Consider the following 25,413-nt stretch of genomic DNA (forward strand, 5'->3'; position numbering starts at 1 on the left):
GGTGTTGCCTCCTCCGTGCATGTGACGGGTGTCGTTCCCAAGCCTGAGGTCGCGCCGGAGGAGCCTGCGGTTGCGCCCGAGCCGGAGCCCGTGTCTCCTGCTCCGGTCGAGCCCATCGCCGATGACAGTGGAGATCTGGAGAGCGGCGCCACCATGCGGTTCTCCGCCGTCGCTCTGAAGCGGGAGATCGAGGAGCGGGCCGCCGCGGAAGCGGCTCGCGATGGCGATGGCGATGGCAGTGCTGGTACCGGTGGCGAAAAGGTTGAAACGGGTTCGGTCTTCTCGGAGGGCCCGTCCTCGGACGCCGGCGAACCCGACGAGGACGAGTCGGATGAGTCGGCCGAGGATGAGCTTGGCCTTGATGGGGAGAGCGGTGCGTCCAGCCTTCCTGATGGCGAGGCGCCTTCCGGCGAGCCTGTCGAAGAGGCTGACTCGGATGAGGGTGTGCCTGCCTCTGCGGGTGATGTGAGTTTTGGCGTTGTCGGTGACGCCTCGGACGTCGATGGCTCCGATGACTCCGAGGGGGACGACGAGGCCGACGGTGCGGACGACGTCCGTGATGCCGTTCCGCAGGATGCTGTGCCTGCTGCGCCCGTCGATGAAGTGCAGGATTCCGTTCCGCCGTCCTGGACTCCGCCTCCGGCGCCGCACGGCGGGCTTCCGCCGCTGCCGCCCGCCTTCCAGCCCGCCGCGCCTGCGTCCGCGCCGCAGTGGCCCGTCCCCGTACAGGCCTCCACGCCGCCGCCCGCGGAGCCGACGCCTGCTGCCGAGCCCGTGCAGCCGGCGGTGCCGCAGCAGGCTGAGCCCGCTCCTGCACCGGCGCCAGCGCCTTCGCCCGTACAGCCGCAGGCTCCTCAGATGGCGCCTCCCGCGTGGCCCTCGCCCACCGGGCCGGTGGCTCCCTCGCCGGTCGCGCCTGCTCCGGCCGCCGAGGCTCCGGTGCCGCCGAGCGGGTACGGGTTCCCGCAGGCCCCCAAGCCCCGCAGGCCCCGCAGGCCCCGCAGGCCAGTGCGCCTGCTCCGGCTCCTGCGCCCGCTCCCGAAGCGCCTGTTCCGCCCGCCGGGTACGGGTTTCCGCAGGCCGGTGCTCCGGCGCCCGGTCCCGTTGCTCCTTCGCAGCAGGGCAGTTATGGGTTCCCCCAGCAGGGTGGCGCACCCGTTCCGCCGGGCGGTTATGGGTTCCCGCAGCAAGGCGCTCCCTCTCCGGGGCAGCCCAACTTGCCTGCCCCGCAGGGTAGTTACGGGTTCCCGCAGCCGCCCGCGCCGCAGGCCCAGCAGCCGCTCCCGCCCGCCGTTGCGCAGCAGCAGCAGCCTGCGCCCCAGGCTCCGGGCCCGGCCAACCCGAATCTCCCCGTACCGCAGGCGGCTCCCCAGCCCCCTGCCCCCGTACAGCCGCAGCAGCAGCCGCTTCCGGCTCAGCAGCAGCCTCAGCCGCAGCCCCCGGCTCAGCAGCAGCCGCCCATCGACCCCCGCACCGGTGCCGCCTGGCCGCAGGCCGTGCAGCACGATCAGCGGGAGCGGACCAACCCAGGTGCGCCGCTCGGGTACACGGCCGCCGTTGAGCTGTCCTCGGATCGGCTGCTTCGCAACAACAAGCCGAAGGCCAAGAGCAGTCGGCCCGCGGCCGGCGGGTCCCGGTTCAAGATCGGCGGGAAGAAGGAAGAGGCCGAGCGGCAGCGGAAGTTGGAGCTGATCCGGACTCCGGTGCTGTCCTGCTACCGGATTGCCGTCATCAGCCTCAAGGGCGGGGTGGGCAAGACCACCACCACTACCGCGCTCGGGTCGACGCTTGCCACCGAGCGGCAGGACAAGATCCTCGCCATCGACGCCAACCCCGACGCCGGTACGCTCGGGCGCCGCGTGCGGCGTGAGACCGGGGCCACCATCCGTGACCTCGTCCAGGCGATCCCGTACCTCAACTCGTACATGGACATCCGGCGCTTCACCTCGCAGGCCGCTTCCGGGCTCGAGATCATCGCCAACGACGTCGACCCGGCCGTCTCGACCACGTTCAACGACGAGGACTACCGGCGCGCCATTGATGTGCTGGGTAAGCAGTACCCGATCATCCTGACCGACTCCGGTACGGGGCTGCTCTACAGCGCCATGCGGGGGGTACTCGATCTTGCCGATCAGCTGATCATCATTTCCACGCCGTCCGTGGACGGGGCCAGCAGTGCGTCCACGACGCTGGACTGGTTGTCCGCGCACGGGTACGCCGACCTTGTCTCGCGTTCCATCACCGTCATCTCCGGTGTGCGTGAGACCGGGAAGATGATCAAGGTGGACGACATCGTGTCGCACTTCGAGACGCGGTGCCGGGGTGTTGTCGTCATTCCCTTCGACGAGCATCTCGCTGCCGGTGCCGAGGTCGATCTCGACATGATGCGGCCGAAGGTGCGGGAGGCGTACTTCAATCTCTCCGCGATGGTCGCGGAGGACTTTGTGCGGGCTCAGCAGCAGCAGGGGTTGTGGACCTCTGACGGGAATCCGCCTCCGGTCGTCGCTCCGCCCATGCCGGGGCAGGGGGGGTATCCCGGGCAGCAGGGGGCTGTGCCTCAGCAGGGAGCTGTGCCTCAGCAGCAGGGTGTGCCTCAGCAGCCGGGTCAGCAGGGTCCTGTGCCGGGGCAGCAGCCGTACGGTGGGCAGGCGCCGCAGCCCGGGCAGGCTCCGTATCCGGGGCAGGCTCCGCATCCGGGGCAGGGGCCGCAGCCCGGGCAGGGGCCGCAGCAGCCGTACGCTCCTCAGCAGCAGCCTCAGCCACCGCAGCAGCCCGGTGGGCAGCCCTATCCGCAGCAGCCGGGGGCTCCGCAGGGGTGGCAGAATGCTGCGCCTCCGCAGGTGCCGGGGGCGCCCGGGGCGCCGGGGCCGGGGCAGCCGTTCCAGGCGCCTGCGCCTGTGCCTGCGCCTCAGGGGCAGCCTCAGCCGCCGCAGCAGGGGCAGTTGCCGCCTGCGCCTGTTCAGCCGGGGCAGCCGTATCAGCCCGGCGCTCCGTATCAGCCGCAGCCTCAGCCGCAGCCGGGGCAGCCCGTCCCGCCCGGGGGGCTGCATGGGCCCGTTCCGCCGGGTGAGCAGCCGCCCGCGCCGGAAGCGCCGCAGCAGTAGCGTTCGCCTCCGCTGATCTCGACTGGGCCCGCACCGAACTCCGGTGCGGGCCCGGTCCGTTTTTGCGGTGCCCCGCCGTGTCCGCTACCGAACAGACTTTCCCACCCACCCACCCGATCACCCCGCATCCATGGCCGGGGCAAAGGCGGGCGAGTGGGGCGAGTGGCCCGACCAGGCGGGCAATGGGGCAGGGGTGAAGGTGGCGCCGGGTGAGGTGGGGCGAGTAGCGCGAGCAGTCAGCTAGCAACGAGGGAACGTGTAGCCCCGTCAGAGGGTGGGAGGAATAGCCCGACCGCCGGGCAGCCGGGCTGTCGGGCAGGAAGGCACGCGGCGAGCGCTCCTAGCGACCGGCAATCGAGGCAGAGGCGCAGGGCGAGCAGCCCACCCGGCCGGTCGTCGACACAGAGACACCGGGCGATTTCCGCTAAGCAGCCCATCGCAGCAGAAGCCAGTTGGCGAAGGCGGGTCGGCGAAGGCGGGTCGGCGAAGGCGGGTCGGCGAAGGCGGGTCGGCGAAGGCGGGTCGGCGAAGGCGGGTCGGCGAAGGCGGGTCGGCAAAGGCGGGTCGGCGGAGCCGCCAGCGTGCCGCCAGCGTGCCGTCAGGTTGGCGCGCCGCCCGCCCCCCGACCTGGCATCCAGCTCCTCCCCACGCACCCCACACGCCCCCACACGCACCTCCCCCGCACCCCCGACCCCACCCCACCCCCACCTGCCCCTCCCCTCACCGCCACCCCCCGACCAGCCATGCTTCACAGGTCTTGACCAATGCGGATGAAATACGGGTCAACTCGTTATTTCCGCAGGCCACATGGGGTTCACCTGCCGTTGACTGGCGCAGACTGGCGCTGGTAGACACACACATCAACCAGCTGGCGTTACTTGATCAACTAGCCATCTCTGCGCGAGCGATGACGCGAGGTCACCGACCCATGGATACACAAGATCAGCACGGCAGAACACGGGCCCACCGCACCACCAAGGCGCCCCCCGGGGTGCAGGTGCCCCCCGGGGTGCAGGTATCCCCCGGGTTCAAGGCAGCTCCCGGGCTCAAGGCATCCCCCCGGTCCAAGACGTCCCCCCGCCTCCGCCTCCTCCTGGCCGGCGGCACCGCCGCCCTCGCACTGACGGCGGGTCTCGCCTCTCCCCTCAACCCGGCGCCCCAACAGGCCGAGGCCAAGGCGGACGGCAAGAAGACCCTCACCGTCGCGGTGGCCCAGAGCGTCGACTCGCTCAGTCCCTTCCTCGCCCAGCGGCTCCTCAGTACCAGCATCATTCGTCTCACGAACGAGTACCTGACGAACTACGACGCCAAGGACAACCACGCGATCCCGGGCTTCGCCACCAAGTGGGAGCCCTCCGCGGACAAGCTGACCTGGACGTACACCATCCGGGACGACTCGAAGTGGTCGGACGGCAAGAAGGCCACCGCCGAGGACGCCGCCTGGACGTTCAACAAACTGATGTCCAAGGAAGGCACCGCCACCGCCAACTCCGGCTTCGTCGCCAACTTCAAGAAGGTGACCGCCCCCAGCCCCACCAAGCTGGTCGTCGAACTGAAGAAGCCGCAGGCCACCATGGCCGCCCTCGACGTGCCGATCGTCCCGAAGCACGTGTGGGAGAAGGTCGGTGACATCAGCAAGTACAACAACGACAAGACCTTCCCCATCGTGGGCAACGGACCCTTCGTCCTCACCGAGTACAAGACCGACCAGTACGTGAAGCTGAAGGCCAACAAGGACTTCTGGCGCGGTGCGCCCAAGTTCGACGAGCTGGTCTTCAAGACGTACAAGGACCAGGACGCGGCCGTCGCGGCGCTCAAGAAGGGCGAGGTCTCCTTCGTGGCCGGCCAGCCCGCGCTGACGCCCGCTCAGGCCTCCGAGCTCAAGGGCACTGAGAACGTCAAGGTGAATGAAGGCCCCGGTCGGCGCTTCTTCGCGCTCGCGACCAACCCCGGCGCCCAGACCCGTGACCGCGAGAAGTTCGGTGACGGCAACAAGGCCCTCCTGGACAAGAAGGTCCGCCAGGCGCTCTTCCTCTCCGTGGACCGTGAGGCGCTGGTCGACAAGGTCTTCCAGGGGCAGGCCGTCGAGGGCGAGGGATACATCCCGCCGCGCTTCTCCGAGTACGCCTGGAAGCCGTCCGCCGACCAGAAGCTGTCGTACGACCCCAAGAAGGCGGCCCAACTCCTCGACGAGGCGGGCTACAAGAAGAACGGCGACGGCAAGCGCGTCGGCAAGGACGGCAAGCCGCTCGACTTCCGCATCCTCTGCCACGCCACCGACCCGAACGACAAGGCCGTCGGAAAGTATCTGAAGGAGTGGTGGGGTGATCTTGGGATTGGGCTCAAGGTCAACTGTCTCGATGACGTGTCCGTGCCCTGGTACGCGGGTGAGTACGACCTCGCCTTCGACGGCTGGTCGGTCAACCCCGACCCCGACTTCGTCCTCGGCATCCACGCCTGCAACGCGCTCCCGGTGAAGGCCAAGGAGAGCGCCGCGACCGACAACTTCATCTGCGACAAGAAGTACGACGAGCTCTACAACAAGCAGCTGGCCGAGTACGACCCGGACAAGCGTGCGGAGACCGTCAAGGAGATGCAGTCCTGGCTCTACGACTCCGGATACATGAACATCCTGGCGTACCCGAACGCCGTCGAGGCCTATCGCACCGACCAGATCAAGTCCATCACCACCATGCCGACGGCCGCGGGCAACATCTACGGTCAGGACGGTTACTGGTCCTGGTGGTCAGCGGAGCCCGCAGATGGGAAGAGTTCCTCCAAGGACGGAAGCTCGACCGGTGTCATCATCGGTATCGCCGCCGCCGCGGTGGTGCTCGTCGGCGGAGGAGTCCTGTTCGCCCTGCGCCGCCGTTCGACCGCAGAGGACCGCGAGTAACGCATGACCGCTGACAGCAATCCCGCACTGCTCGACACCGAGGGCACCGCGGCGACCGACGATCCGGCATTCGCCGGGCCGTCGGCCCGCGGCCCCCGGGCCCGCAACACCCGCGCCTATCTCCTGTACGTGGCGGGCAAGCTGGGCGGCGCCGCCGTCTCGCTGTTCGCCGTCCTCGTCACCAGTTTCTTCCTGTTCCGTCTCATTCCGGGTGATCCGGTCAAGCAGATGACGGGCGGAAAGCGCGTATCGGCCGAACAGCTGGACGCGATGCGCAAAGAGTTCGGCCTCGACCAGCCGGTCATGACGCAGTTCTTCGACTACTGCGGCAACGCGCTGACCGGCGACTTCGGCACCTCGTACCAGTTCCACACCCCGGTGATGGACAAGATCACCGACGCGCTGCCCGCGACGCTCCTGCTCACCGGCACCGCGTTCGTGCTCTACACGCTCATCGGCATCTGGCTCGGCACCCGCACGGCCTGGCGCAACGGGCAGCTCGGGGACCGCGTCCACACCGGCCTCGCCCTCACCCTCTACTCCGTGCCGTCCTTCTGGCTCGGGCTGCTGCTCATCATCACCTTCTCGGTCGGGGTCGGTCCCATTCCGGGGCTCTTTCCGACCGGTGGGCTCGAATCCGGGGGTGAGACAGGGGTCGCGTACGTCATCGATGTCGCGCACCACATGGTGCTGCCCGTCATCACCCTGGTGGCGGTCGGGTACGCGCAGACCCTGCTCGTGATGCGGTCGTCGCTGCTCGACGAGATGGGGAGCGACTATCTGACGACGGCCCGCGCCAAGGGGCTGCGCGACGATCTCGTACGGCGCCGCCATGCCGTACCCAACGCGATGCTGCCCACCGTCACGCTGATGTTCGTGAACCTCGGCACGGTGGTGGCGGGCGCGATCCTCGTCGAGACCGTCTTCTCCTGGCCGGGTCTCGGCGGGCTGTTCTACGCCGCGCTCAGCGTGCCCGACCTGCCCCTCGTACAGGGCCTGTTCTTCATCTTCTCCGCTGCGGTGATCCTGATGAACACCCTGGCCGACGTGATCTATCCGTTGCTCGATCCCCGGGTGGGCCGATGACGACCGAATCCGCACCGACCACCCCGCCGACGGCCCCGCCGACCGCCGCACCCAAGAGCGCACGCGCTCTCGCGTGGGCCCGCAGGCGGCACTCCGCCGCCCGTTTCTGGCGCGAGTACCGCACCCACCGGGCCGGGCTCTTCGGCCTGGCGGCACTCGTCGTCATCGCGCTCATCGCCGTCTTCGCACCGCTCCTGGTCGGCTCGGACGCGCAGAGCGTGACCGACGCGCCGGGCAAGCCCATGGAGTCCCCGAGCGGCGAATTCCCCCTCGGCACCGACCAGTTCGGGCGCGATCTGCTCGGGCTCCTGGTGTACGGGGCGCGGATGTCGCTGACCGTCGGGCTGCTCGCCGCCGTCCTCTCGGTGACCATCGGCACCCTCGTGGGGATCACCGCCGGGCACTTCAAGGGCTGGTACTCCACCGTCATCATGCGCGTCACCGACTGGTTCCTGGTGATGCCGACGCTGGTGCTCGCCATCGCGCTCGCCGCGGTGATGTCAGGATCGATCTGGACGATCATCCTGGCGATCGGCGTGACGACCTGGCCGACGACCGCACGCCTGGTCCGCGCCCAGACGCTGGCGGTGGAATCCCGCCCGTACATCGAGCGCGCACAGGCCCTCGGCGGCGGCCACGGCCACATCATGACCCGGCACGTCCTGCCCAACGTCATGCCGCTCGTGCTCGCGCAGACCACCCTCGTCATCTCCAACGCCATCCTCACCGAGGCGACGCTCGCGTTCCTGGGCCTCGGCGACCCCACCGGCGTCTCCTGGGGCGGGCTGCTCCAGGACGCGCGCGAGGCGGGCGCGGTCAGCGCGGGCGACTGGTGGTATCTCGCTCCGCCCGGCCTCGCCATCGCCGTCGTGGCGCTCGCGTTCACGCTGTGCGGGCGCGCCGTGGAGTCCGTGCTCAACCCCAGGCTGGGGGTCTCCCGTTGAGCAGCTCGAACAAGGTGACGGAGACCGAAGTGACGGAACAGCTCACCGAACAGCGCCTCCTGGACGTAAGAAATCTCGAAGTGACGTACGCGTCCGGGGCGGCCGCCGTGCGTGGCGTGAACCTCTCGGTGGACGCGGGCCAGAAGCTCGGTGTCGCCGGCGAGTCCGGCTGCGGGAAGTCGACGCTCGCCCTCGCGCTGCTGCGGCTGCTGCCCGCGGGCACGAAGGTGACCGGCGAGGTGCTGCTCGACGGCGAGGACGTCCTCGCCATGAAGTGGGGCCAGGTCCGAGCGGTCCGCTGGGCGGGCGCGTCGATCGTCTTCCAGGGCGCGATGCACTCGCTCAACGCCGTGCACCGCATCGGCGACCAGATCACCGAGCCGATCCTGCTGCACAAGAAGGCGACACCGGCGGGCGCGCGGAAGAAAGCCGGTGAGCTGCTCGAACAGGTGGGCCTTCCGGCCGCTCGCGCGGAGGCGTACCCGCACGAGCTGTCGGGCGGCCAGCGCCAGCGCGTGATGATCGCGATGGCGCTCGCCTGCGACCCGCGCCTGATCATCGCCGACGAGCCGACGACGGCCCTGGACGTGATGATCCAGGCGCAGATCCTGCGTCTGATCGAGCAGTTGGTGGCCGAGCAGGACCTGGGCCTGATCATGATCAGCCATGACCTCGCGGTGCTCTCCGACACCTGCGACCGGCTCGCGGTGATGTACGCGGGCCGGGTCGTCGAGGAGGGCCCGGCCGCCGAGGTCTACGAGAACGCCCGGCACCCGTACGGAAAGGCCCTCTCCGCGGCCTTCCCGCGCATCGGCGACGCGACGTCACGCTTCGCGCCGCGCGGCCTGCCCGGCGACCCGCCCGACCCGTCCGCGCTGCCCACGGGCTGCACGTTCCACCCGCGCTGTTCGGTCGCTCTCGACTCCTGCACCACGGAGGACCAGGTGCTGCGGGACGCGGGCCCCCGGCACCGCGCGGCGTGCGTGCACGCGGGCGCGCAGCTCCCGGCGCAGCCGACGTCGGCACCGGCGACGGCGGAGCGGACACCGTGAGCCCCGGAAGCCCCGGAGGTCTCGGAAGTCCCGGAAGTCCCGGAAGCCCTGAGAGCCCCGGCAGCCCCGGCAGCCCCGACAGATCACGCACCGAGGAGCAGCGACGCATGACCACCGATGATTCCCTGCTGTCGGCTGATCCCCTGCTCTCGGCGGGCGACCTGCACATCACGTTCCCCGGCCGCCGTGGCGCACCGCCCGCGCGGGCCGTGGACGGCGTCGACCTCGACATCAAGCCGGGCGAGATCGTGGCCCTGGTCGGCGAGTCGGGCTGCGGCAAGACGACGCTGGCACGCTCGCTGCTCGGCCTGGTGTCCCCCACGTCCGGCAAGGTGACCTTCGGCGGCAAGCCGCTCGACTACGCGGGCCGGGCCCTGAAGGCGTACCGCAAGCGCGTCCAGCTGGTCCTGCAGGACCCCAGCGGGTCCCTGAATCCGCGCCACACGGTGTACGAGGCCGTGGCGGAGGGGCTGCGCATCCACGGGTACGGGGGTGACGAGCGGGCGGCGGTCGCCGACGCCCTGTCACGGGCGGGCCTGCGTCCGCCCGAGCGGTTCTTCCTGCGCTATCCGCACGAGCTGTCGGGCGGCCAGCGCCAGCGCGTCGTCATCGCGGGCGCGCTGGTCCTGGAGCCCGAACTGATCGTCGCTGACGAGCCGGTGGCCTCGCTCGACGCGTCCGTTCGCGGCGAGATCCTGGCTCTGCTGCTCAGGCTCCGCGAGGAACTGGGCCTGTCCGCGCTTGTGGTGACGCACGACCTGGGCCTGGCGTGGAACATCGCCGACCGCGTCGCGGTGATGTACCTGGGCCGGATCGTGGAGACGGGGACGGTGGAGGAAGTACTGACGTCGCCTCAGCACCCTTACACGCAGGCGCTGTTGTCGGTGCTGCCGGAGGCCCCGGGCGAGCCGGTCGTCCTTACGGGCGAGCCGCCGGACCCGTCCCGTATCCCGGGCGGCTGCCGCTTCCACGCGCGCTGCCAGGTTCTCGCCTCGGGTGAGGCGGAGAGGGCGGGGGTGGCGGACCGCTGCCGGTCGGAGGATCTGCCGGTGCTGTCCGGCGGAAGCGAGACGCAGGTGGCGTGCCACTGGGCGGCGGCCCGCCTCAGCCCGTCCGGCGTCTGATCGAGGTCTCGTTCCCGAACGAACGGCGGGGACGAAGCGGAATCTCGTGGGGGACGAAGCGGAATGTCACGACGGATCGTTACTTCTTGCACGTACGGGTGATACGGGGCCTATCGGGCGTGGGCGCTGGGGAGTTACAGATCGGTTCGGTTCGATCACGGACCGTAAGCAACTCCACCTAAGTGAAGGAGATTTCCATGCGCCGTTCCGCCGCCGTCATCCTCGGGGCCTTCGCACTGCTCGGGGTCCTTGCCGCGCCGGCGAGCGCCATCCCGGATCCCGTGGCCACCGTCGACTGCGTGGCGCAGGCTGCCGGTGACGTGACCACGCTCGTCGATCCGGCGAGCCCCGGCCTCCCCTCCGAGGTGCCGGGCGCGGCATGCCTCGCCCCGTGATCCGAGCGGTCTGAACACACCTGCGCCGTCGCGTACTTGTGCGGGTCCCTGGACCCGCACAAGTACGCGACGAGCACGAGCGGCTCAGTGTGTCAGCCCCACCTGTACCCGTCGCCGAAGTTGAGGGTGTGCTCCAGCACGTCCTCCATCGGGTCGTCGATCTGACCGGTGCTGATCAGCGAAACGCTGGGCCCGTTGTGCGAGTTGTGGTTCGTCTCGTCGGCGTGTGCCGCGCCGGAGCACAGCACGGACGGCACTGCCGCCACCGCCGCGATCAGCGCCCAGCGGGAAGTGGTCTGGACCCAACTGCCGTTCACTGCGAACTCCTTGGACCGTGCGAGTGCGGGACGCCGAACGCGTCCCGCTCGCCGTGCGTAACCGCGGCACGGCCGAGAAGTCACCGACGATCATACGAAAGGGTCGTCGGACGCCGGGGATCATGCGTCGCCCATGTGGGCTAACCCGGCGTCCGGAGGACCCGCAAGAACCCGGAAGGAAGCAGAGATCGCATGCGTCATCGCCGCGCTCTGACCGTCACCCTGCTCGCGGTCCTCGCCCTGTCCGTCACCGCGATCAGCGCTTCGGCCTCGCAGCACAGAGGGTCCTGCGCCGGCCCGCTGCCGCCGGTCGAGTCGCTGATCACCGAGGGAGTCACCGTCGAGGGCCCGCTGGTCAACAGCATCAACCTGCCCCAGCTCCGATAAGCGGGAGGTGCTACCGGGGAGCGGCCTCGATCAGTTCGCGGGAGCGCTTCACGTCGTCCGAGATGGCGACGAGCAGCTCGTCGATGGACTCGAACTTCGCCTGGCCGCGCACGAAGGCCAGGAAGTCGACGGCGACGTGCAGCCCGTACAGGTCGAGCCCCACACGGTCGATCGCGTACGCCTCGACCGTCCGCTCCGTCCCGTCGAACTGCGGGTTCGTGCCGACGGAGATCGCCGCGGGCATCGCCTCGCCCTGGGCGTGCAGCCACCCCGCGTAGACGCCGTCGGCGGGGATGGCGGTGTGCGGCAGCGTCTCCACGTTGGCGGTGGGGAAGCCCAGTTCGCGTCCGCGCTGCGCGCCCCGTACGACGATGCCCTCGACGCGGTGCGGGCGGCCGAGGATCTCCGCCGCGCCCTTCACGTCGCCCTCGGCGACCAGGCGCCGGGTGAGGGTCGAGGAGAAGGGCTCGCCGCCGCCTGCCTCGCCGCTCACGAACAGGTCGATGACATCGACTTCGTAGTCGTACGTGGCGCCGAGCTCGGTCAGGAAGGCGACGTTGCCCGCGGCCTTGTGGCCGAAGCGGAAGTTGGGGCCCTCGACGACCAGGCGTGCGTGCAGCTTGTCGACCAGGACCTTCACGACGAAGTCGGCGGGCGACAGCTTCGAGAACTCCGTGGTGAACGGCAGGATGAGGAGCGCGTCCACGCCGAGGTCGGCCATGAGTTCGGCGCGCCGGTGGTGCGGGGCGAGCAGCGGCGGGTGGCTGCCCGGGCGCACGACCTCGGAGGGGTGCGGGTCGAAGGTGACGACCACGGCGGGCACGCCGAGCTCACGGGCGCGTGCCACCGCACGGCCGATGATCAGCTGGTGTCCGCGGTGTACGCCGTCGTAGGAACCGATGGTGACGACGCTGCGCCCCCAGTCCTGGGGGATGTCCTCCAAGCCACGCCAGCGCTGCACTGTCTTTGCTCCTCGCCGAACCTGTGTACGTCTGGGTACGTCCCATTGCCGATTGCGCAGGTCTAAGACTGCCATGCCCGCGCGATCGGGATGGCATCGGAGGGGGTGGCGGGGGTCACGCCGGGACACGTGCTCCGGCGAGGTTCTCGATCATGCGCCGGGAGCTGGGACCGACGAGGGCGGACCAGTCCTGCGGGTCCGCGCACATCCACCGGGCGACCAGGGCGGAGAAGCCCGGTACCGAACGGGCCAGCTCGACCAGGCGCCGGTCGAAGCAGGTCGCGCCCTCCGGGGTGCGGACGAGCAGCACGCCGGTGCGGTGCACCAGATCTCGGACCCGCTCCTTGTCGTCGCCGCCCGCCGCGGCGCAGAGCACGGCGTCCAGGACTTCGGGCTCCCGCTCCCCGTCGAGCAGCACGTCCAGGAGCTCGGTCCGCAGGGCGCGCGAGGCCTCGGTGCCTGGGGCGGCGACGGCTGTGGCGAGCGCGGCGCGCACCGGGGCAGGGCAGTGCCGCAGCAGGCCGGTGACCAGCGGGAACAGAACGGCGCGGACGCCGGGGCCGTGCTCGAAACGCAGATCGAGGTACGCGGCCACGTGCCCCGCCAGGTCGGGGCGCAGCTCGAGCACGTCCCGTACGAGATCGGCCACCCGCCGGGCCGGCACGGGCGCCGTCACGTCGGCCAGGCTGCGCAGTACGTCTCCCGGTGCGGGGCCCGGCCCGTACAGACGGGTCCGGAAAGCCGCGAGCACCTGCTCCGGGTGGGTGTCCAGGGCGGTGACGAGCGCGCTCGCCGGCAACTGCGGGTCACCGGCGGTGAAGCGCTTCAGGGCGGGCGGCAGATGGCGTGCGCGGGTCTGCGGGTCCTGGACGAGCAGGGCGAGGGCGGCGCCGTGCAGGGTGTCGTCACAGCTGCGGGCGAGCAGGGCGAGGGCCGTGTACCGCAGGAGCCTGCGGTCGGCGTCCGTGGCGGCGTGCGGGGCGGCGCGCAGGCCGTAGGCGACGGCGGCGACATGGCGTGCGGGGCGCTCGTCGTGGACCCAGCGGTCGACGGCCCGGCAGATGGCGGAGGGCTCCTCCTCCGCGAGGGCGGCGAGCAGTTCGTCGGCGCGGGGGTGCGCGCAGTCGACCAGGATCTCGATGAGGTCGTCGATGGCGCGGTGGCGGTGGGTGTGGAGGAGTGCCTGGGCCGCCGATGCGACGGTGGCGTCCGGGGTGGCTTCGAGGGGGCGTTCGTCGGTGAACCACCGGGTCAGTTGTGGCTGCACCTTGGCCGGGTCCTCTGCCAGGAGCTCCGCCACCGCGTCCAGGCAACGCCCCTGCGAAGGGCCGGGCGGGAGGTCGTGGACCACTGCCGTCCGCAGCAGATCGAAGCGGTCGGCGTCGGTCAGGGGCAGGCCCAGCCAGAACTCGGCGGGGTAGCCGCGCTGCTGGGCCAGCGTTTCGAGCAGCCCGAGGTAGGGGCCCGCGTCGCCCACCCGGGAGAGGGTCTCCCTGACCAGGTGATCGGCCCACCACCGGGCGTCGCCCTGCGCCTCCGCCCCCGGCGGTTCGGGAACCCTGCCCGCAACGGAGGCCGCCGCCGCTGTGGGCAATCGTCCCGCAGGGCGGGACGGGTGGGCACAGTCCTCTCCGCCGGGGGCCGATGCGGCGGGCGTTGGGCAGGGCCCGGTGAACCCCGCCAAATCCCCTAGCCGTGCTTCCAGTTCCGCGGGCCCCCGCTGGCGGCCCAGGAACAGCAGGGCCTGGATCACGGGGCCGATCCGGTGCCGGGGCAGGGGCACCGGCAGAGCCGCCTCCGGCACCGCCTCACGGTGCCGGTGTACGAGCGACCACAACGCCCCGTCCACATCCAGGTGCATCCCCTGGATCCAGTCCGCGAGCTCCTCGTGCGCGAAGCGGTAACCGTCCCCGGCGGGGACGAGCAGCCCCTCCGTGAGGACCGCCGATGCCCACCCCGACCCCCACGGGAACACGTCCTCGAACGACGCCCGGTCGAGCTCCCCCTGTCCCGGCCCCAGGGACCGCCGCGCGGCCTCGTGCACCTGCCCGGACACCTTCGCCGCGAGGCGCCGTACGGCCGCACCCCGAAGCCCGCTCGCCGCCGCGAGCCGCACCGCCACCCGCAGGCACAGCACGTCGAGGTAGGCCTCGAAGATCTCCTCGCGGTCCGGGCGCCCCGGCGGCGGCTCGTCCGGCAGGGCCGCCCGCACCTCGGCGAGCAGCCGCAGGGCGAGGGGATGGCGTGCGTCGGCCGCGGCGAGCGCTCCGTCCGGGATGCCGTACCCCGCACGGGCGAGCCGCGCCTGCCCCTCGGGCAGATCCCCCAGCTGCGCGCGCCCCGCCGAAAGCGATGCGGGAAAGTGCGCCCCTGCCTGCTCCCAGTACTCCGCCCGGCAGCCCACCACGAGCCGCGCGCCCGTCTCCCGCAACCACCGGGCCGTCCCCCCGCTCCACTCCGCGAGGCGGTGCGCGAGGACCGGCGGCATCTCCTCGGGCCCGTCGAGCAGCAGCAGCAACGCCCGCCCCTCGTCCCGCACGAGCCGCGCGACCCGACCGGCGGAGATGTCCCCGAGCCCGTCGTCCGCTTCGGCGAGCGACCCGTCCGAGGCCTCCAGGATCCGCCCAGCCCGCTCCAGCGCCCGCTCCACCGCGTCGCCCACACCCGTGTCCGTGCCCTGGAGGTCGGCGCCGCGCAGCCACAGCGTCGGAGCCGGTTCGGCGCCCCTGGCACGCAGCGCGGCCAGGGCGGTGAGCTCCGTCGTCCGGCCCGTGCCGGGGTCGCCGACCAGGCCGAGCACCTGTGCGGTTCCGGCCGTGAACCGGGTCAACTCCCTTGCGGTGTCCGGGCGTTCGACCGGTTCGAGGAGGGCGGGCCGGGGCCCGTCGGAACCCACCGAGGTCGCCGCCAGGTTCAGCGCACCCGCCAGATTGAGATCGCGGGCGTACGCGGGAACGGTCGCCGCGTTACGGGCAAGGAGCTCGGCGAGCGGCCCTCCCGGATCTGCGGCGGCCGCCTCCCGCAGCGGCACGGCGAACCCCGCCGCGCTGTGCTCGCCGTGCAGCGCGGTCCCGAGGACGGCGAGCACGGCACCGGACGAGACATCGACGACCGGACCGCCGGCGGCCCCGCCGCCGAGCCGCAGCGCGTCCGCGCCGTCCGTGCCGATCGCCAGCTCCATGGCGCCGTCGATCAGGTGGAAGCGGTCCGTCGCCGTGTACGTCACCGGAGCCGGACCAAGGACCCGCGCCTCACGCCGGCCGCGCGCGACCAGATGTACGTAGGCACCGACGGGGACGGCGTCGCGGACCGTGACGGGCAGCGGGCGCAGGCCGAGGCCCTCCGTGCGGACAAGCGCGAGGTCGGACTCGGGCAGGGCCACCACGGCGTCGGCGGTCGCCACGCACACGCGCTCCCCCGCCGCGTGCAGCACGAGCCGCGCAAGCCCGTCGACGGCTTCATGACTGGTGATCACCGTGCCGTGGTCGTCGGCGGCGAATCCCATCCCCCGCGGGCGCCCGGCCAGATCGCAGATCCGTACCAGGGCACGGTCGAGCGCCGCCGGGTCACTTTGTCCCGCCATGCCCGAACCTCCCGCGAACGCCCCGTTCCACCGACGGTAGGTCGGCGGTGATCAGCGGGACAGAACGCGTCGCGAACGCGCCCCCTTCCACTCCCTCGGTTCACTCCGAGCGCCCACCTGATGGGGTGAATCGGCAGGGCGTAGTGGATACATCTAGGGGTGGGGGGTTTGCCGTGGAGCGGCGCGCTGCCACACGCACAGCTGTCCGCCGCTCCACGGCGAAGACCCGCGAACGGGCCGGCCAGGGCAGAGAAAGCCCGGTCACAGATGGCCCGGGCGAAAACGGCTCAGGCGAAGACGGCCAGGCTCTTGGCCTTGCCCTTCAGCTCCTCGGCCAGGACCAGGAACCGGCCCTCCGGATCGAAGACGGCGACGGCGCCGACTCCGGCGTACTCCTCCGGCATCTCTATCCGTACGCCGTTGAGCAGCAACCGCCCCCGCTTCTCGTCCACGTCCCAGCGCGGGAACGCCGCGGCGGCCGCGTCGGCCACCGGCATCACCGTCAGCTCCTCCTGGAGCTGGTCGATGGTCTTGGCGGCGTCCAGCTTGTACGGCCCGACTCGGGTGCGCCGCAGCGCCGTCAGATGGCCGCCGACCCCGAGGTCCGCGCCGAGGTCGCGGGCGAGGGCGCGGATGTACGTCCCCGACGAGCAGACCACCGACACGACCAGGTCGAGTACGGGGGTGCCGTCCTCGGCCACGGCGTCCCTGACGTCGTACACGGTGAAGGCGGAGATCTTCACCGGCCGGGCGGGGATCTCGAAGTCCTCGCCCTCGCGCGCCCGGGTGTAGGAGCGCTTGCCGTCGATCTTGATGGCGCTGACCTTCGACGGCACCTGCATGATGTCGCCGGAGAGCTTGGCGATGCCCGCGTCGATCGCGTCCCGCTTGATCCCCGAGGCATCGGCCGACGAGGTGAGCTCCCCCTCGGCGTCGTCCGTGACCGTGTTCTGGCCGAGCCGGATCGTGCCGAGATACTCCTTCTCCGTCAGCGCGAGGTGGCCGAGGAGTTTGGTCGCCCGCTCGACCCCGAGGACGAGCACGCCCGTCGCCATGGGGTCGAGGGTGCCCGCGTGGCCGACGCGGCGGGTCTTGGCGATCCCGCGCATCTTGGCCACCACGTCATGCGAAGTGAAGCCGGACGGCTTGTCGACGATGACAAGTCCGTCCGGCGTCTTGTTGCCGGTGTTGCTCATGCGCGGGCGTCGCCGTCCGTTTCTTCGTCGGACTCGTCCTCGGGCTTGCGGTACGGGTCGGCCCCGCCGGCGAACTCGGCGCCCGCGGACACCTCGCGCACCTTCTCGTCCGAGAGCCTGGCCCGGTCGAGGAGGTCCTCGATGGCCTTGGCGTTGTCCGGCAGCGCGTCCGCCACGAAGGTGAGGCTCGGGGTGAACTTCACGCCCGCGGCCGCACCCACCGCCGAACGGAGGACGCCCTTGGCGCTCTCCAGACCGGCGGCGGCCGACGCACGGTCCTCGTCGTCCCCGTAGACCGTGTAGAAGACGGTCGCCTCCCGCAGGTCACCCGTGACCCGGGTGTCCGTGATGGTCACATGCGTACCGAGCCGCGGGTCCTTGATCCCGCGCTGCAGCTTCTGGGCAACCACCTCTCGGATGAGGTCCGCCAGCCTTTTCGCCCGCGCGTTGTCGGCCACTGCTCCGTCTCCTTCTTCGCCTTGCTGTGCAATCAGTCTTCGTCGCCGTGGAGCCTGCGTCGAACGGAGAGCAGCTCCACCTCGGGACGGGCGGCGACCATGCGCTCGCACCGGTCCAGTACGTCGGTGAGGTGCCCCGTCTCCCCGGAGACCAGCGCCAGGCCGATCTCGGCCCTGCGATGGAGGTCCTGGTTCCCCGTCTCCGCCGCGCTCACCGCGTACTTGCGGATGAGTTCGGCGACGATCGGGCGGACGACGGAGCGTTTCTCCTTCAGCGAGCGAACGTCGCCGAGGAGCAGATCGAAGGACAGAGTCCCCACATACATGTGTGTCCGGATGTCCCGCCGGTTCGGGGTCGTGCCCCGCCAACCACTTGGCAGGGACACAAGAACCGTACACGGAACGGCCGGGGCCGATCGACGGGATTTACCTCCCCTCGACCGGCCCCGACATGAGCTGCGGTGATCAGCCTCGCGGCTTCTCGCGCATCTCGTACGTCGCGATGACGTCGTCGATCTTGATGTCGTTGAAGTTGCCGAGGTTGATACCGCCCTCGAACCCTTCGCGGATCTCGGTGACGTCGTCCTTGAAGCGGCGCAGACCGGAGATGTTGAGGCTCTCCGCGATGACCTTGCCGTCGCGGATGAGGCGCGCCTTGGTGTTGCGCTTGACCTCGCCCGACCGGACAAGAACACCGGCGATGTTGCCCAGCTTGGACGAGCGGAAGATCTCGCGGATCTCCGCCGTGCCGAGCTCGACCTCTTCGTACTCCGGCTTGAGCATGCCCTTGAGGGCCGCTTCGATCTCTTCGATCGCCTGGTAGATGACCGAGTAGTAACGGACGTCCACGCCTTCGCGGTCGGCCATCTGCGCGGCACGACCGGCCGCACGGACGTTGAAGCCGATCACGATCGCGTCGGAGCCGGTCGCCAGGTCGATGTCCGACTCGGTGACCGCACCCACGCCGCGGTGCAGGACGCGGATGTCGACCTCTTCGCCGACGTCGAGCTGGAGCAGCGAGGACTCGAGAGCCTCCACCGAACCGGACGCGTCGCCCTTGATGATGAGGTTGAGTTCCTGCACCAGACCGGCCTTGAGGGCCTCGTCCAGGTTCTCCAGGGAGAACCGCACACCCTTGCGGGCGAAGCGGACGTTGCGCTCACGGGCGGCACGCTTCTCGGCGATCTGACGGGCCGTACGGTCCTCGTCGACAACCAGGAAGTTGTCGCCGGCACCCGGCACGTTGGTGAGACCGAGGACGAGGACCGGAGTCGAGGGACCCGCCTCTTCCACGTTCTCGCCCTTGTCGTCGAGCATCGCGCGGACTCGGCCGTACGCGTCGCCGACCACCATCGTGTCACCGACGCGGAGGGTACCGCGCTGGACCAGGACGGTCGCGACGGCGCCGCGGCCCTTGTCCAGGTGGGACTCGATCGCAATACCCTGCGCGTCCTGCGCCGGGTTCGCGCGCAGGTCGAGCGAGGCGTCCGCGGTCAGGACCACGGCCTCCAGGAGGGCCTCGATGTTCTCGCCCTGCTTGGCGGAGATGTCGACGAACATCGTGTCGCCGCCGTACTCCTCGGCCACCAGACCGAACTCGGTGAGCTGACCGCGCACCTTGGTCGGGTCGGCACCCTCGACGTCGATCTTGTTGACCGCGACCACGATCGGCACGTCGGCCGCCTTGGCGTGGTTCAGCGCCTCGATCGTCTGCGGCATCACACCGTCATTGGCCGCGACCACGAGGATCGCGATGTCGGTGGACTTCGCACCACGGGCACGCATGGCGGTGAACGCCTCGTGACCGGGGGTGTCGATGAAGGTGATGCGACGGTCTTCGCCGTTGACCTCGGCGCCGACCTGGTACGCACCGATGTGCTGCGTGATGCCGCCGGCCTCGCCCGCGATGACGTTCGTCTTGCGGATGGCGTCGAGCAGTCGGGTCTTACCGTGGTCGACGTGACCCATGACGGTCACGACCGGCGGACGCGCGACGAGAGCTTCCTCGCCGCCCTCGTCCTCGCCGAACTCGATGTCGAAGGACTCGAGCAGCTCGCGGTCCTCCTCCTCGGGGCTGACGATCTCGAGGACGAAGTTCATCTCGTCCGCGAGCAGCTTCAGCGTCTCGTCCGGCACGGACTGCGTGGCCGTGACCATCTCGCCGAGGTTCATCATCACGCCGACGAGCGACGCCGGGTTGGCGTTGATCTTCTCGGCGAAGTCGGTCAGCGAGGCACCACGGGACAGGCGAACCGCCTGGCCGTTGCCCCTCGGCAGCATGACGCCGCCGACCGACGGAGCCTGCATCGACTCGTACTCCTGGCGCCTCTGCCGCTTCGACTTGCGACCACGACGGGCGGGCCCGCCGGGACGGCCGAAGGCACCCTGCGTGCCACCACGGGCACCGGGACCGCCGGGACGGCCACCGAAGCCGGGACGACCGCCGCCGCCACCGGGACGACCGGCGAAGCCGCCGCCACCGCCACCGGGACCACCGGGACGACCGGCGAAGCCGCCGCCACCGCCACCGGGACGGCCCGCGAAGCCGCCGCCACCGGGACGACCGCCGCCACCGGCACCGCCGGGACGACCGCCACCGCCGGGACCACGGCCACCGCCGGGGCCACCACCGGGACGCGGGCCCGCGGCGGGACGCTGCGGCATCATGCCCGGGTTCGGACGGTTACCGCCGCCACCGGGGGCGCCGCCGGGACGCGGAGCGCCGCCCTGCGGGCGGGGCATGCCGCCGGGCGTGGGGCGAGCGCCGCCCTGGCCCTGCGGACGAGGAGCACCCTGGCCGCCGCCCTGGCCCTGCGGGCGCGGGGCGCCGCCGGGACCGCCGGGGCCACCCTGGCCGCCGGGACGGGGGGCGCCGCCGGGACGGGGCGCCTGCGGGCGCGCCATGCCGGTGGAGCCACCAGAGGTGAAGGGGTTGTTGCCGGGACGCGGTCCTGCCGGACGGCCACCGGGGCGCGGAGCGCCACCCTGGCCGCCGGGACGCGGAGCGCCGCCCTGACGGTTGTCGCCGCGGTCACCGCGACCGCCCTGACCCTGGCCCTGGCCCTGACCACCCTGGCCGGGGGCCGGACGGCCCGCGGGCTTCGGGGCACCCGGGCGAGCGCCCGGACGGGGGCCCGCCGGTGCCGAGGAGGCAGCCGGGGCAGCCGGCGGAGCGGTGAACTCCGGGGCGGCCGGAGCCGGGCTCGCCGGTGCGGCGGGCGCGGCAGGCGCGGCCGGGGCAGCCGGAGCTGCCGGGGCCGGCTTGGGCGTCGGCGGCTTGGGGCCCGGACGCGGGCCGGGAGTGGCCGGCGATGCCGCGGGCTTGTCGGCCGCGGCGGCGGGCTTGGCCGCCGGCGGCTTGGGCGCGGCCGGACCCGGACGGGCGGCCTGCGCGGGAGAGGGTGCCGACGGCGTCGCCGGCTTGGGGGCGGCCTGCTTGCGCGGCGCCCCGGGCTTGGCGGCGGCCTTGCCGTTGCCACCACCCGTGTTCAATGCGTCAGTCAATTTCCGTACAACGGGCGCCTCGATCGTCGAGGACGCCGAACGTACGAATTCACCGAGTTCTTGGAGCTTGGCCATGACGACCTTGCTCTCTACGCCGAACTCCTTGGCGAGCTCGTATACCCGGACCTTAGCCACTTCGCTCCTTTTAGGTCCGGGTTACGCCGGACCGTCGCTACTTCATGGGCGTACTCATCGCGTGCTCATCGAGTGCTCATCGCAATCTCGACCTACTTCCAACTCGCGGAATACCAGGGTCGCGCGGGGTTCCGCGCGACCTTCCTTACGGTGTTGCCTGCTGGGCAACTGTCTCGACGGCTCGGCGCAAGTCCGCCGTGTCGAGCGGGCCCGGGGCCTTCAAGGCCCTCGGGAACGCTCTGCGTCGGACCGCCAGGTCGAGACAGACCGGGACGGGGTGGATATACGCACCCCGGCCGGGCAGCGTACCGCTTGGATCGGGGGCGCAAGCGCCCTCTTTCGCCACGATGCGCAGCAGATCGCTCTTGGCCGCTCGCTCCCGGCACCCCACACAGGTGCGTTCAGGGCATGCGCGGGCTTGCGTCCGGCCAGACACGATTAAGTCTACCTCCCCGCACCGACCTCACCCCTTTGGGGCAAAAATCGAACGGTTGTTGTCTTGATCAGGGCCCGAGCAGCGCCCCATCGGCACCGATCAGGACTCCGGGGAGTCCTGCTGCTGCTCGGTGTCCGGGCGGATGTCGATGCGCCAGCCCGTGAGCCGCGCGGCGAGACGGGCGTTCTGGCCCTCCTTGCCGATGGCGAGGGACAGCTGGTAGTCCGGCACCGTCACCCGTGCGGAACGGGCCGCCATGTCGACGATCTCCACCTTGCTGACGCGCGCCGGGGAGAGCGCGTGGGCGACCATCTCGGCCGGGTCGTCCGACCAGTCCACGATGTCGATCTTCTCGCCGTTGAGCTCGGCCATGACGTTGCGCACACGCTGGCCCATCGGGCCGATGCAGGCACCCTTGGCGTTGAGGCCCGAGCGGGTCGAGCGCACCGCGATCTTGGTGCGGTGACCGGCCTCGCGGGCGATGGCCGAAATCTCGACCGACCCGTCGGCGATCTCCGGCACCTCGAGCGCGAAGAGCTTCTTGACGAGGTTGGGGTGCGTACGGGACAGCGTGACCGAGGGGCCACGAACGCCCTTAGCCACCCGGACGACGTAGGAACGAAGGCGCAGGCCGTGGCCGTACTCCTCGCCGGGCACCTGCTCCTGCACCGGCAGGATGGCCTCGAGCTTGCCGATGTCGACGAGCACGTTCTTCGGGTCGCGGCCCTGCTGGACCACGCCCGTGACGATGTCGCCCTCACGGCCGGCGTACTCGCCGAGGGTCGCGTCGTCCTGGGCGTCGCGCAGGCGCTGCAGGATGACCTGCTTGGCGGTCGTCGCGGCGATGCGGCCGAAGTCCGACGGGGTGTCGTCGAACTCCTTGGCCTCCTGGCCCTCTTCGAGATCCGCCGGGTCCTCCGTCGCCCACACCGTGACGTGGCCGCTTTCGCGGTCCAGCTTCACGCGTGCGCGACGGAAGCTGCCGTCGGTGCGGTGGTAGGCGATGAGGAGAGCGGACTCGATCGCCTCGACCAGCAGGTCGAAGGAGATCTCCTTCTCCCGGACCAGACCCCGCAGGGCACTCATGTCGATGTCCACGGCTACGCCTCCTCTTCCTTCTTGTCCTTGCGGTTGAACTCGACCTCGACGCGCGCCTTGGCGATCGCGTCGAAGGTGAGCCTGCGGGCGGTGGGCTTGCGCCCCTTCACGCCCGGTACTTCAAGATCCACGCCTTCGTCGTCCACTTCGAGGATGCGGGCGATCAACTCGTCGCCGCCCTCCGTCAGCTGGAACTTCACCAGGCGGCCGACGGCGCGCAGGTAGTGACGGTGCTCCGTCAGCGGGCGCTCGGCGCCCGGGGAGCCGACTTCGAGGGTGTACTCCTCGTCACCCATCGCGTCGCTCTCGTCGAGCTTCTCGGAGAGTTCGCGGCTGATCTCGGCGATCTGGTCCAGGTCCACGCCGTCGTCGGAATCGATCACGACTCGCAGCACCCGCTTGCGTCCGACCGAGGCCACTTCGATCTCTTCGAGATCCAGTTCCTTCGAGCTGACGAGCGGTTCCAGCAGTTCTCGCAGCCTCTCGCTCTGGGTGGTGCTCATCCGGGTGACTCCTCGGCCGCGTGTGCTGTTGTGGGATCGTCGTGTGTCAGGTCAAAGGGTATCCGGTCCCGAGGGGTGTTGCCGCCCGCCGTCCGGCCGCTCCGCGGACGCCGGCCGCCCGGCTTCGAGCCGCTCACGAGTACGAGCCCCGGCCGAAGGTACGGTGATCACCGGGCTCCCGCCCGGCTTCGCCCGCCCACCTTCTGACTGCCTGCCTTTCTGGCCTTCCTGCCGAGGACGTCTGCCGTGCCGTCGTATCCCACCCCCTCGCACGCCCGCCCGGGCCCGCGCCGCAGGAGTCTGCTGACCGGGGCCGCCGCCTCGGCGGCCGGGGCCGTGCTCGTCGCGGGCTGCTCGGACTCCGGCTCCGCGAACGAGGACGAGCACTCTTCCGCCGCCGCGCGCCTTCGCGCCCGCGCCGCCAAGGACAGCGGTGAGCTGCTCGGACGGTACGACGCCGTCCTCGCCGCGCACCCCTCGCTGGCCGGACGGCTCGATCCGCTGCGGTCGGAGGTGAAGCGGCACAAGACGGCCCTCGCCGTGGGCGCCGCTCCCCCGGCCTCCCCGTCCGGCTCTCCCTCCGCGTCCGCCCCGTCCGCGCCCGGACCCTCCGTCCCCAAGGACGAGAAGGACGCCGTGCGCGGGCTCGCCAAGGCCGAGCGGGAGCTTGCCAAGCAGCGCGGGAAGACGCTCCTTGACGCCCCAGCGGAGCTGGCAAGGCTGCTCGCGTCGGTGGCGGCCGCGGGCGCGGCGCACGCGTATCTGCTGACGGAGGGCGACAAGTGAGCGATTCCAAGGACGAGTTGAAGGCCGTGCAGGCGGCGCTCGGCGCCGAGCACGCGGCCGTGTACGGCTTCGGGGTCGTCGGCGGCCGGATCGGCGAGGGCCGCAGGGCCGAGGCACGCACGGCGTACGACGCCCATCGCGCCCGGCGTGACGAGTTGCAGCGCGCCGTGCGCGACCTGGGCGGCGAGCCCGAGCCGTCGGCCGCCGCCTACGCGCTGCCCTTCGCGGTACCGGACTCCGCGGCGGCCGCGCGGCTCGCGACGCAGCTCGAGGAGCGGGTCGCCGGGGTCTACTCGGATCTCGTACGTGCTTCCGGCGGCGCCCGGCGCGAGCGGGCGGCCGAGGCGCTGCGGGAGGCGGCGGTCCGTGCGGCGCGGTGGCGCGGCGGGAGCGTAGCCTTCCCTGGTCTCGCCGAGCGCGGCGACGGGGCGGACTCCTCCGCACCGGCGACGCCCAAGGCGTAGGCCTCACGACCGTCAGGAAGGGAACACCTCGCGTATGGCTCTCGAACCGCCTCCGCGTCTCGTCACCGCTCTCGGCGAGACGGCGCGGGACGGCGACGACTGGCTGGAGAAGCTGCCCGGGGCAGCCGAACAGGCCGTCGCTCTACGCGAGTTGACCGTCGAGCGGGTCCACGTGCCCGGTGGACGCAGCAGTCTCGTCGTCCTGGTGCGGTGCGCCGACGATACGCCCGCGGTGCTGAAGCTGGTGCCGCCGAGGTCCCGGCCCGCGAGCGAGCGGGCCGCGCTCGCGCACTGGGGCGGGTTCGGTGCCGTACGGCTCCTCGACCCGTCCGCCGACGACGGGGCGATCCTGCTGGAGCGGCTGCACCGTGACGTCTCGGTCCGTTCGCTGCCCGAGGCCAAGGCCCTGCTCGAAGCGGCGGGCACGCTGCGCCGGCTGTGGGTGGAGCCGCCCGCGGAGCACCGCTTCGAGACGGTCGCCGAGCGGACGGGGCGGCAGGCCGATGCGATGCGGGCGTCCGCGGACGCGGAGGTCGCACCGCTGGTCGAGGCCGCGCTCGCGGCGCGGGACGAGTTGCTCGGCGGGGACGCGGAGGTGCGGCTGCTGCACGGCACCTTCCGGCAGAGCAAGGTGCTCCAGGGGGATCGGGTGCCGTGGCTGGCCGTGGGGCCCGACCCGGTGGTCGGGGAGCCCGCTTTCGACCTGGCCCGGCTCGTACGCGACCGGGTCGAGGACCTGATCGCTTCCCCCTCGGGCTCTTCGATCACCCGCCGCCGGGTGAAGAAGCTTGCCGAGTCGCTTGATGTGGATCAGGAGCGGTTGCGGGGGTGGACCCTGTTCCGGGCGGTGGAGTCCGGGGTGCGGGCCCGGCGGGTGGGGCGTGAGCAGGATGCGGAGCTGTTGCTGGAGTTCGCGGGGTGGCTGTAGCGGGCGGGGGCGCCTTGCGTGCCGTCATCACCGGCTTCGCCGAGTTCGTCCTCAAA

21 protein-coding genes are annotated in these 25,413 nt (G+C 71.2%); 11 read left to right on the forward strand and 10 right to left on the reverse strand.

What is annotated here, in order from left to right:
• The first annotated feature begins 1,217 nt into the window (after window positions 1–1,217).
• From ACWFR3_RS38240 to ACWFR3_RS38270, 7 genes are all read left to right on the forward strand, one after another.
• Entirely contained in the window at window positions 1,218–3,104 is a 1,887-nt protein-coding gene (locus tag ACWFR3_RS38240; RefSeq protein ID WP_453739304.1) for a MinD/ParA family ATP-binding protein, read from the forward strand.
• A 928-nt stretch (window positions 3,105–4,032) separates the two neighbouring features.
• Window positions 4,033–6,000 carry an ABC transporter substrate-binding protein gene (locus ACWFR3_RS38245; protein ID WP_453739305.1) on the forward strand — a complete coding sequence of 656 codons (1,968 nt, stop codon included), beginning with the start codon at window positions 4,033–4,035 and terminating at the stop codon, window positions 5,998–6,000.
• A gap of 3 nt (window positions 6,001–6,003) precedes the next feature.
• Entirely contained in the window at window positions 6,004–7,086 is a 1,083-nt protein-coding gene (locus ACWFR3_RS38250; protein WP_453739306.1) for an ABC transporter permease, read from the forward strand.
• Window positions 7,083–8,030 (forward strand): ABC transporter permease, encoded by a 948-nt coding sequence (locus ACWFR3_RS38255; protein WP_453739307.1) that lies wholly within the window; start codon window positions 7,083–7,085, stop codon window positions 8,028–8,030. Before ACWFR3_RS38250 ends, ACWFR3_RS38255 begins: the two co-directional genes overlap by 4 nt.
• Window positions 7,919–9,082, forward strand: a complete 1,164-nt coding sequence (locus ACWFR3_RS38260; protein WP_453739308.1) for an ABC transporter ATP-binding protein — start codon at window positions 7,919–7,921, stop codon at window positions 9,080–9,082. Before ACWFR3_RS38255 ends, ACWFR3_RS38260 begins: the two co-directional genes overlap by 112 nt.
• Before the next feature lie 107 nt (window positions 9,083–9,189).
• The gene (locus ACWFR3_RS38265; protein ID WP_453739309.1) at window positions 9,190–10,206 is read left to right on the forward strand and encodes an oligopeptide/dipeptide ABC transporter ATP-binding protein; all 1,017 of its coding nucleotides are present in this window, start codon (window positions 9,190–9,192) and stop codon (window positions 10,204–10,206) included.
• A gap of 197 nt (window positions 10,207–10,403) precedes the next feature.
• Complete coding sequence (locus tag ACWFR3_RS38270; protein ID WP_453739310.1) at window positions 10,404–10,601, forward strand: hypothetical protein; 198 nt, start codon at window positions 10,404–10,406, stop codon at window positions 10,599–10,601.
• A 92-nt stretch (window positions 10,602–10,693) separates the two neighbouring features.
• Here the strand turns inward: ACWFR3_RS38270 and ACWFR3_RS38275 are convergent, their stop codons facing one another.
• The gene (locus tag ACWFR3_RS38275) at window positions 10,694–10,879 is read right to left on the reverse strand and encodes a hypothetical protein (protein WP_383273230.1); all 186 of its coding nucleotides are present in this window, start codon (window positions 10,877–10,879) and stop codon (window positions 10,694–10,696) included.
• Window positions 10,880–11,110: 231 nt separating this feature from the next.
• Here ACWFR3_RS38275 and ACWFR3_RS38280 point away from each other — a divergent pair, with 231 nt between their 5' ends.
• Window positions 11,111–11,305, forward strand: coding sequence for a hypothetical protein (locus ACWFR3_RS38280; protein ID WP_453739311.1), 195 nt, complete (start codon window positions 11,111–11,113; stop codon window positions 11,303–11,305).
• Window positions 11,306–11,315: 10 nt separating this feature from the next.
• Here the strand turns inward: ACWFR3_RS38280 and ACWFR3_RS38285 are convergent, their stop codons facing one another.
• The 9 genes from ACWFR3_RS38285 to rimP form a co-directional block, all read right to left on the reverse strand.
• Window positions 11,316–12,266, reverse strand: a complete 951-nt coding sequence (locus tag ACWFR3_RS38285) for a bifunctional riboflavin kinase/FAD synthetase (RefSeq protein WP_453739312.1) — start codon at window positions 12,264–12,266, stop codon at window positions 11,316–11,318.
• Window positions 12,267–12,381: 115 nt separating this feature from the next.
• Window positions 12,382–15,849 carry a trypsin-like peptidase domain-containing protein gene (locus ACWFR3_RS38290; RefSeq protein ID WP_453739313.1) on the reverse strand — a complete coding sequence of 1,156 codons (3,468 nt, stop codon included), beginning with the start codon at window positions 15,847–15,849 and terminating at the stop codon, window positions 12,382–12,384.
• Window positions 15,850–16,136: 287 nt separating this feature from the next.
• Window positions 16,137–17,045, reverse strand: coding sequence for a tRNA pseudouridine(55) synthase TruB (gene truB / locus ACWFR3_RS38295; protein ID WP_453739314.1), 909 nt, complete (start codon window positions 17,043–17,045; stop codon window positions 16,137–16,139).
• Complete coding sequence (gene rbfA / locus ACWFR3_RS38300; RefSeq protein WP_453739315.1) at window positions 17,042–17,503, reverse strand: 30S ribosome-binding factor RbfA; 462 nt, start codon at window positions 17,501–17,503, stop codon at window positions 17,042–17,044. Before rbfA ends, truB begins: the two co-directional genes overlap by 4 nt.
• 32 nt (window positions 17,504–17,535) lie before the next feature.
• The gene (locus ACWFR3_RS38305) at window positions 17,536–17,829 is read right to left on the reverse strand and encodes a DUF503 domain-containing protein (RefSeq protein ID WP_190084823.1); all 294 of its coding nucleotides are present in this window, start codon (window positions 17,827–17,829) and stop codon (window positions 17,536–17,538) included.
• A 139-nt stretch (window positions 17,830–17,968) separates the two neighbouring features.
• A complete protein-coding gene (gene infB / locus ACWFR3_RS38310) occupies window positions 17,969–21,142 on the reverse strand; it encodes a translation initiation factor IF-2 (RefSeq protein WP_453739316.1) in 3,174 nt (1,057 codons plus the stop codon).
• Window positions 21,143–21,287: 145 nt separating this feature from the next.
• Complete coding sequence (locus ACWFR3_RS38315) at window positions 21,288–21,578, reverse strand: YlxR family protein (protein ID WP_453739317.1); 291 nt, start codon at window positions 21,576–21,578, stop codon at window positions 21,288–21,290.
• 99 nt (window positions 21,579–21,677) lie between these two features.
• Window positions 21,678–22,676: a transcription termination factor NusA gene (gene nusA, locus ACWFR3_RS38320; protein ID WP_453739318.1), complete on the reverse strand. Its 999-nt coding sequence runs from the start codon at window positions 22,674–22,676 to the stop codon at window positions 21,678–21,680.
• 2 nt (window positions 22,677–22,678) lie between these two features.
• The gene (gene rimP / locus ACWFR3_RS38325; RefSeq protein WP_453739319.1) at window positions 22,679–23,179 is read right to left on the reverse strand and encodes a ribosome maturation factor RimP; all 501 of its coding nucleotides are present in this window, start codon (window positions 23,177–23,179) and stop codon (window positions 22,679–22,681) included.
• A 246-nt stretch (window positions 23,180–23,425) separates the two neighbouring features.
• Between rimP and ACWFR3_RS38330 the strand changes: the two genes are divergently transcribed.
• Genes ACWFR3_RS38330 through ACWFR3_RS38340 form a run of 3 tightly spaced genes read left to right on the forward strand, consistent with a single transcriptional unit; the run spans window position 23,426 to window position 25,357 of the window.
• Window positions 23,426–23,965 (forward strand): hypothetical protein, encoded by a 540-nt coding sequence (locus tag ACWFR3_RS38330; protein WP_453739320.1) that lies wholly within the window; start codon window positions 23,426–23,428, stop codon window positions 23,963–23,965.
• Window positions 23,962–24,429 carry a ferritin-like domain-containing protein gene (locus tag ACWFR3_RS38335; RefSeq protein ID WP_453739321.1) on the forward strand — a complete coding sequence of 156 codons (468 nt, stop codon included), beginning with the start codon at window positions 23,962–23,964 and terminating at the stop codon, window positions 24,427–24,429. Before ACWFR3_RS38330 ends, ACWFR3_RS38335 begins: the two co-directional genes overlap by 4 nt.
• 34 nt (window positions 24,430–24,463) lie before the next feature.
• Complete coding sequence (locus ACWFR3_RS38340) at window positions 24,464–25,357, forward strand: aminoglycoside phosphotransferase family protein (RefSeq protein ID WP_453739322.1); 894 nt, start codon at window positions 24,464–24,466, stop codon at window positions 25,355–25,357.
• The last annotated feature ends 56 nt before the right edge of the window (window positions 25,358–25,413 follow it).

This window comes from Streptomyces sp. NPDC055189, from assembly GCF_053606765.1.